The sequence below is a fragment of the Amylolactobacillus amylotrophicus DSM 20534 genome (assembly GCF_001434555.1).
In the GTDB taxonomy this organism is placed as follows: Bacteria; Bacillota; Bacilli; order Lactobacillales; family Lactobacillaceae; genus Amylolactobacillus; species Amylolactobacillus amylophilus.
Map to the genome: position 1 here is coordinate 100,151 of NZ_AZCV01000004.1, position 8,122 is coordinate 108,272.

Below are 8,122 nucleotides of genomic sequence, written 5' to 3' on the forward strand. Positions count from 1 at the left end.
CTATTTACTTAATTTTATTCTCATGATATTGTTGTTCGTAACATATAATCTTAAAGGGGGATTAATCATGAAGAAGAAACGAATATTCTTAATGGGATTTATAACTGTTGCAACTGCTTTGACCTTGGCCGCATGTAGCAACAACAGCAGTAGTTCATCCCAGGGTGATGATAAGCAAGTCTGGCGCCGGATGGAGAAAGATATTATTTCATCCATGGATGGTTCAATTATTACTGACGCAATCTCCGGCCAAGCCTTACAAGATACGATGGAGGGCTTGTATCGGTATCAGGGCCAGAAACTTACGCCAGCCGTGGCTAAGAAAGTCGTGGAGCCAACAAACGATGGCCTGAAATATGCTTTTAAGCTGCGTAAGTCCAAGTGGAGTAACGGTGATCCTGTGACAGCGAAGGATTTCGTTTATTCATGGAAGCGCGCGGTTGATCCCGCTACTAAATCTGAATATGCGTACTTATTTAGCGGAATTAAGAATGCTGATGATATCATTGCAGGCGAAAAAGATCCGTCAACCCTTGGCGTCAAGGCAACAGATGACTATACTTTTGAGGTTGATCTAGAAAGATCAGTTCCATATTTTGGCACAATGCTGACCAACCCCGTCTTCTTCCCACTGAACCAGAAGGTGGTCGAGAAGTACGGTAAGAAATATGGTACACAAAGTAAGTACGTTGTTTATAACGGCCCGTTCAAGATGACGAAGTGGAACGGTACGAACAACAAGTGGGTTGAAGTGAAGAATAATTCTTACTGGAACAAGAGCAAGGTGAAGCTTGACGAGATTCAAGTCCAGGTTCTGAAGGATTCTGACACAGCATTGAGTTTATTCCAAGCAGGCAAGATCGATGATGTCGTGGTTTCAGGTGACACTGCCGCCCAAATGAAGGATGACAAGAGTTACCGTCCACAGAAACAATCGAGGTTGACGTATCTCACACTGAATGTGGCTAAGGTTCCAGCATTCAAAAATACGAAGATTCGTCAGGCATTCTCATACGCAATCGACCGGAATGAACTTGTAGATAGTGTGTTATCTGACGGTTCGATCCCAGCACAAGTTTTGGTCCCAGAGGGATTGGCAGCTAACGAGAAGACTGGGAAAGACTTCACCAAGGAAGTAGGTACTGGGAAGAAGTACACTAAGTATGACCCAGAGAAGGCTACTAAGCTGTTCAAGGAAGGATTACAAGAGGTTGGTGCTTCAAGTGTCGAACTTGAGCTGTTAGGTGATGATACGGAAGACCAGAAGAAGGTTCAGGAGTACCTGCAAAGTACATTGGAGAAGAACTTACCTGGGTTGAAGTTGAATATCGCAAGTATTCCGTTCAAAACCAGAGTTTCGCGTTCTCTGGCCGGTGATTTTGACGTGGTGGTTTCTGGTTGGTCAGCAGACTTCCCAGATCCAATCACATTCCTTGATTTGTTCGAGACGACGAACTCATATAACTTTGGTAAATGGTCGAATGCATCATTTGATAAGTATGTGAAGAATAGTAAGAACAAGGATGCAGTCGATCCCGATGCTCGCTGGCAAGATCTGTTAGACGCTAGTGATGTGTCCGTTGAGGATATGGGTGCGGTTCCGCTATACCAGAATGTGCAGGCGCACCTGGTGAACATGAAGGTGAAGAACTTGTATTACAGTCCAGCTAATAACTATAATTTTGTTGGAACATATTTGAAATAAGCTTTGAAATTTAAAAAACCGCCAACCTCTTCGAGAGAGATTGGTGGTTTTTGTGTGGAGTAAAATCTGGATTTTATAAAAATTCTCGGGCTATTTTCGTACAACTCAAGGTGTTCAGTTTGTCTCAAAATTGAATGGGAACTGGGACTTTGTGCCTGGAATACCTATTAAATAGGAAATTGATACTGAAACTTTTTAATGTGCTTCATCCGTTTTCTGCATAATAGCATCTGTCAGTGCTTTAGAGTAGTGGAGGTGCAATCTTTTACCAGACTCGTCCGCCCATTTTGGAATAGCTAAGGTTAGTTCAATTGGGTCATTATAATCGAGAAAATCATCTAAATCCACTGTAACCATTGAAATAAATGATTTATCAACCTGAAATTTAAAATCAAAATCATCATCTTTGAAAGGATTGTTTCCTACAAGTGAGAGGTCATTAATATTAGATGGCCTTGGAACATGTTTGCCATCTTCGACATAATATGTTAGAAGATTTCCGAGGAGATCCACGGCCATTCTAATTGCGTCACTAATGTTATTTCCTTGCGTTGCAGAATTTTCTAAGTCTGGAAAGTGAACGAAATAAGGAACTTCTTCAGTTTCGGTGTCATCAAAGTAAAAAAGTGCTGGATAAGTGTATAGCATAAGTTAAATCTCCTTTCGATTAACAGACAATTTATACGATAAAATTAAGTCTATGGGTTATTTATAACAGGAGGGGTATATCGATGAATATTTATTGCCAGGTTTCTGCTATGGTAGATAAGAATGACGTTGCACGTGCAAACGAATTTCTGAGTACGCACTATCTAGATTTGGGAGATATGTCAGAAATACTGATGAATAGCGTTTCATATGATAAGAATCTCCCCTTTGATGTGCCATTTGGTAGCCAAATTGTTTCTGATTTTGATCCAGAGCGTGCTACTAAGATTATCGATGATTATTATGGGGCATATCCTAGTAATAAGGTCGATATTAATAATCCTGACCAAGTGGATGACTTTGTTAATGGGTTCGTCAAACTAGTATTTCCTAATCTGCCAACTCAACAAGTTAATGACCCAAACCTTGTAGAAGTTAAGTCTGACAAAATCATTGGTATCTTCAAGATTAGATCCGCTGAACATTTAGCTAAGCTAGGTTACGATATTGCGACGGCAATTCAGCTGATGGTTAAATATATTGCAGATAATCAAGAGATTCCATTTGATGGCGTTGGTGACGGAGCTACACCCGAGCAAAAGAAATATTATGAAGAGAATAAGGAACAAATAGTTAAAGATCTCGATGAGTTAGTTAATAGGGTTAGTGGTGAACCTAAAATGGTTGATGCTGATCACCCGGAAAATATTGCTGAATTTTTTGATGAAGAATTTCCTGAAATGGATGAGCTCTTTCGTGGTTGTGAATTTCAGTAAGAATCATGGATGAGTTAACTAAAGACATTTAGAATAGGAAATAATTGAGCTGATAATCATCAAAAGAAGGCTGATAGAGTGAACGCAGTATTTGGTGAGTAACCCAAGAAGTGAAATTATCTATGACGAATTGCTGGAATTTCAGGTATATCCAGGCACCATTCTGGTTAACGTTAGTTTTAGAACGAGGATTAATTTCACACAAGTGCTCAAGATGCGGTGGATATTGCAGTTGAGTCTGCTGATGGTGGTGAATTTATGGTCGGCGACTATATTTGGGCGAACAACATGGGTTGTGAAGGGCGTCGTGGTATCACTAGCAAAATTATCCTTTTTGACGTTACTAGGACATTTCCCGTGCCGAAGTGTCGACCAAACTCAACTGGCTGTCCGTAAACGAATTGAAGTTCTTACAACTTCAGGATAAACGAATTTTGCAAAAATAAAGTTGCAGCACAATACTCAGGCAGCACAACCGCTGTGCTGGATAGGTATGGCAAGGTACCACTGCAAGTGAACCTCGAACTCTTGTTACAGAATGGTGCTCTGCTTGTGTTAGTCTTACACCACTTGCAAGTTAGTTGCGGGGCCCTTGATTATCGACGCAACGCTAGATCTACATTAACTAACAAGGAGGACATACCAACGACGGCGGTTGTTGAACCGCCTGAATATATGACATGCTTCAAACAACGCATGTCAATCAGAAAATTATTTTTCAGCGCTGGCTGTGCAACTTATAAATATTTTTTGTAAAAATCACAAGCATTAATAACCCCCGTTTCTTATTTGAATGCTAAACTCGATATGAAAGAGTTAGTTGCTTAAGAGAAAGGGGTTATTTTATATGCTTGACGTAATTAAATCAATCGACAATCTAGCTTGGACAATTGAGCATCACTTCCAACACATCAAGAATAAAAACGATTTCATTCGTGCAGTTGCAGTTCAATTTGAGCTCTCCTACACAGATTTTCGCGTTATTCAATTGGCGCTTCAGCTGGACCCAACGGAAATGGATTTGCTAAAACGATTTAGTGCAGCGTACGAAAATGAGGTTTATCCATTTGAAAGTGAGTTTGCTTTCTACGGGTTAGATGCGTTTAACGAGAAGTACGGTGAACAAATTGACCGGTATGAGCAGGGAGTGCAGAAACTGCTAGTTATTCTTGATGAAATTAAGAATGTTAATTCAGTAGCTGAATAAGACATATGGCGTCGTCAACGGGTTCAAATGAACTCGTTTTTTGCTGGGGCATTGTGCTAGCTAATAAAACCATTGTGAATCTTTAAATATTTCTACTATAATAGATATAATTGAAACAAAATAGTTAACTCATATTCACTAGAGGGAGTAGCTGGGCGATTGGACTCAGTTGAGATAAAGTATGAAGGATAGAACTTACAAACGTTCGTTAATCATCATCAGCGTGGTTCTCTTTGCGGGATTTATCGCACTTTTTGCAGGAATAATGCACAACAAACGTGTGGATGCCGCATATAATACCCGGATTGAGCGGGTTATTTCTGAAATCAAAACAGAAGAACAAAAGTCCGAAAGGTTAGATTCAGCGAAGCGAATTTCGGCAATCAGAACGTTGCGTACTAAACTAGAGCGTTATAAGAAGGGCTCTGAGAAGGATACTAATATCATCGTTGCCTATAACGATGCCATCAAAAATTTGGGTAAGGATATTCGAAAGAAGAACAACGATGAATATTCTAAGCTGAAAACGAAGGATATCAATAAGGAAATTAAGTCTACGCTAAATGAGAAGATTGATGGCCTGAATAAGCTCAGTAAGACGCTTACTAAACAAGAGGGGGATATCTATTCTGAGGAGGAGGTAGAAACCTTCGTCGCAAAAATTCAAAGGCTAATTAAGAGGTATAAAAAGCAAATCAAGGCTATTAATGCGGATCTTAAGAGAGCAAATGCTGATACTAACACGGTTTCGAATATAACTAATGCTGACGCTGATGACGTGGAAGATACGAGTGCGGATACATCTTCCGAATATGATGGCGGTTATTCTGGTTCTGGTACAGGATCGGGTTGGACCGGTTCTGGCAGTGCTGGCTCCAGTAGTTCTACTTCTGGGGGCTCAGAGTCGAGTTCGGGTAACGCTGGAACAGACAGTACTGAATCGAGCACTAGTAGTTCAGCCGATGAAACCGAGACTACAGTTCATGATGAAGGTGCATCCGAGAATACAGTTCATGATGAAGGTGCGCCCGAGCCTCCAGTTCCTGATGAAGATGCGCCCAAGAATACTGTTGAGTAGTGTAAGTGCTAGGTGTTAGGTCGCCGTTATATGTTACTAAAAAGCCCATCAAATTCAGTTTGATGGGCTTTTTGCGTGGAAATCTTCGTGTTGAATGTACAGATTTAGAGATTGATATTTGTACCACCGGTGACACCGTAGATTTGGCCGGTCACATAGCTGGATTCTGGGGATGCCAGGAAGACATAGACTGGTGCAAGCTCAACCGGCTGACCGGCACGGCCAATTAGCGAATCCTGACCAAATTCAGGAATCTTATCAGGGAACTGCCCACCATCAAGCTGCAGCGGTGTCCAGATTGGTCCGGGAGCGACTCCGTTCACCCGAATACCCTTTGCTGCAAGTTGTTGTGCAAGATTGACTGTGAAGTTTGAGATGGCCGCTTTGGTCGCCGCATAATCAAGTAATTGGGGACTTGGATTGGTTGCTTGAACGGAGGATGTTGTAATGATTGTACTCCCCGGTTGTAAGTGGTTAACCGCTGCCTGAGCGGCTTCGAACATCGAGATGATGTTAACTGTAAATGTTGTTTTGACTTGCTCAATTGGTAATTCCGAGATGCTTTGCTGAGCAATCTGCTGCCCTGCGTTTAAAACGAGAATGTCAAGGCCGCCCAATTCATCGACGACGGCCTCAATCAGTGCTGTAGCCGCACCGTCCTCCCTGAGGTCACAAGGAAATAGCATGAACTTACCGCTTGAATCCTTCACAGCTTCGACTACGTCTAATGCATCTTCTTCCTCTGGTGGAAAGAATTGAATAGCGACGTCTGCACCCTCTCTGGCATAGGCAATTGCTGCTGCCCGTCCGATGCCGGAGTCACCACCTGTGATTAAAGCTTTTCGTCCCGCTAGTTTACCAGAGCCTTGGTATGAATCCTCGCCACAATCTGGTTCAGGCTCCATTTGACGCTGGAGCGCTGGGGTGTCTTGTTGCTGGCTCTTGAATTTTTCGTGGAAATATAGTGTTCTGGGGTCTCTTTGTTCAGTCATTGTTTGATCCTTTCTTTTTTCATCTATATTAAGTATATAAATAAAGGTTGGTCTGGCTCAATTAGAACGCACGTTATTGGGAGTTTAACAACATCGTTATTCAGTTGAAAAAAGTAGCAGTTGTTTTTCGTTAGAGATTATTATTTCTGTAACAATTGCAACCTCCTTAAATTCATGGCACAATGGAAAACGTTATTTTTTAAACGGAGGGAAGAATATCAAAACTAAACAAGTCAGACTTATGATATTCGGGCTCTGTGCGAGTGCGGTCTTTGGCACCCTGCTTGGCCTGTTCTACGCACTACAAACGTTTCTAATTGATGAATTATGGATTAGTCCACGTGTTAGCCCGCTACAAAACGCCGCGATGCTGGTGCTGGTTGGGGCAATGATTCTCATCACGACGCACTTTTTCGGTCAGCTCCCACAGAATTATGGTAAAATCCGGTTGCAGTTGAGAGAATCTGGCACTGCGAACTATCGCTTTGTGCTACTCCAAATGATCTTTCCCGCATTTATCCTGATTAGCGGAACTAGCCTTGGCCCAGAAGCCACGCTTGTGAGTTCGACATTGTTATATGGTACTTGGTTGCGCGATAAGTTGCGTTATTACGATCTTCATTTTGATTTGTTGCAGCGGTTCTCTGGCTGGCAAAAGTGGCGGCGATTACTGGCGATTAATAAATATGTTCTAAGAACACCGGTAGACAGTCCTGCGATGCTCCCGTTGTCAGCTCGTCTCAAAAAGGTTTTGACGCTAGCATTTTTTGCAAACGGAATTCTCTGGTTTGTCATCGTCTTCACGCTGAGCGGTGAACCTGGATTGGTTATTCGCATTGGCAGCAGCCATTGGCAAGGAAAAGCCTGGGTCATCCTATTACCACTACTTTTCTTCAGCTATTTCAGCGGTCAGGTATTCTACAAGTTGATGGTTCGAATTAAGCAGTTTGTCGCGCTCAATATTCAGCGCCCGTTTTTCGAAGTACTCCTTGGTGGCCTGGTAATTTTTGCTGCAGGGTTAATCGCGCCAGAAATGCTTTTCTCGGGTCAGCATAACTTCCATCTCTTTACCACGGGTTGGCAATCGAAATCGATCGTATACTTAATGATGGTTGCGCTCGGGAAGCTGGTGCTCCTGACCATTTGTAAACAGACGGGCTGGCTTGGCGGCGATATTTTTCCTGTGCTCTTCTCCGTGACTACGATAGGATTTGTTATCGCTCATTTTCTGCCCAGTGTAGACCAGATTTTTGCTGTTGTAATAGTAGCGATTGGAATGGGAACGGCCATCTTGGGCTCGCCAATTCTTGTCGGTAGCCTCATTGGAATCATGTTTGCACCGCTGAATTTGTTGCCATTAGTGATTGTGGCAACGATTGTGCTGAAGATTTGGCAGGATTATCTGGCTGATCGCGTTAATGTAGCTTACTTTAAGGATATTTACGATAAAACCAAGTGGTCCAGTCGCGTAGATAACTGGAGTTAAAGGTGTTGACTCTTAATCTTTGTGATTAAGAGTTTTTTATCTCCTTGATCAACCAGGCTATCTCTTGTCGAGCCTAGTAAATGCTTGTTTGGAACATTTTTTAAAAAAATAAGTATTTATCCTTGCATTAATAGTTGGTTTCCTGTAACATAGTTCAAGTCGTCAAGAGGACAAGCGAAAGCAAGTCAAGGCGAGCTGAGCTAGAAGTTAAAAAAACTTCTTGCAAAGCA

Annotated in this window: 7 protein-coding genes; 5 read left to right on the plus strand and 2 right to left on the minus strand. The window is 42.1% G+C overall.

What is annotated here, in order from left to right; all coding sequences use genetic code 11:
* The first annotated feature begins 67 nt into the window (after positions 1-67).
* The gene (locus FC62_RS05620; protein WP_054746025.1) at positions 68-1,705 is read left to right on the plus strand and encodes a peptide ABC transporter substrate-binding protein; all 1,638 of its coding nucleotides are present in this window, start codon (positions 68-70) and stop codon (positions 1,703-1,705) included.
* Between the two features lie 195 nt (positions 1,706-1,900).
* Here FC62_RS05620 and FC62_RS05625 read toward each other — a convergent pair whose 3' ends face one another.
* Positions 1,901-2,353: a type II toxin-antitoxin system HicB family antitoxin gene (locus FC62_RS05625; RefSeq protein WP_056945768.1), complete on the minus strand. Its 453-nt coding sequence runs from the start codon at positions 2,351-2,353 to the stop codon at positions 1,901-1,903.
* Between the two features lie 83 nt (positions 2,354-2,436).
* Between FC62_RS05625 and FC62_RS05630 the strand changes: the two genes are divergently transcribed.
* The 3 genes from FC62_RS05630 (at position 2,437) to FC62_RS05640 (ending at position 5,414) form a co-directional block, all read left to right on the plus strand.
* Positions 2,437-3,129 (plus strand): type II toxin-antitoxin system RelB/DinJ family antitoxin, encoded by a 693-nt coding sequence (locus FC62_RS05630; RefSeq protein ID WP_056945769.1) that lies wholly within the window; start codon positions 2,437-2,439, stop codon positions 3,127-3,129.
* Between the two features lie 847 nt (positions 3,130-3,976).
* Positions 3,977-4,336 carry a hypothetical protein gene (locus FC62_RS05635; RefSeq protein ID WP_054746023.1) on the plus strand — a complete coding sequence of 120 codons (360 nt, stop codon included), beginning with the start codon at positions 3,977-3,979 and terminating at the stop codon, positions 4,334-4,336.
* A gap of 181 nt (positions 4,337-4,517) precedes the next feature.
* Positions 4,518-5,414, plus strand: coding sequence for a hypothetical protein (locus FC62_RS05640; RefSeq protein WP_054746022.1), 897 nt, complete (start codon positions 4,518-4,520; stop codon positions 5,412-5,414).
* A gap of 104 nt (positions 5,415-5,518) precedes the next feature.
* Here FC62_RS05640 and FC62_RS05645 read toward each other — a convergent pair whose 3' ends face one another.
* Complete coding sequence (locus tag FC62_RS05645) at positions 5,519-6,406, minus strand: SDR family oxidoreductase (protein ID WP_056945770.1); 888 nt, start codon at positions 6,404-6,406, stop codon at positions 5,519-5,521.
* A 241-nt stretch (positions 6,407-6,647) separates the two neighbouring features.
* Between FC62_RS05645 and FC62_RS05650 the strand changes: the two genes are divergently transcribed.
* Positions 6,648-7,892 carry a chloride channel protein gene (locus FC62_RS05650; RefSeq protein WP_056945771.1) on the plus strand — a complete coding sequence of 415 codons (1,245 nt, stop codon included), beginning with the start codon at positions 6,648-6,650 and terminating at the stop codon, positions 7,890-7,892.
* The last annotated feature ends 230 nt before the right edge of the window (positions 7,893-8,122 follow it).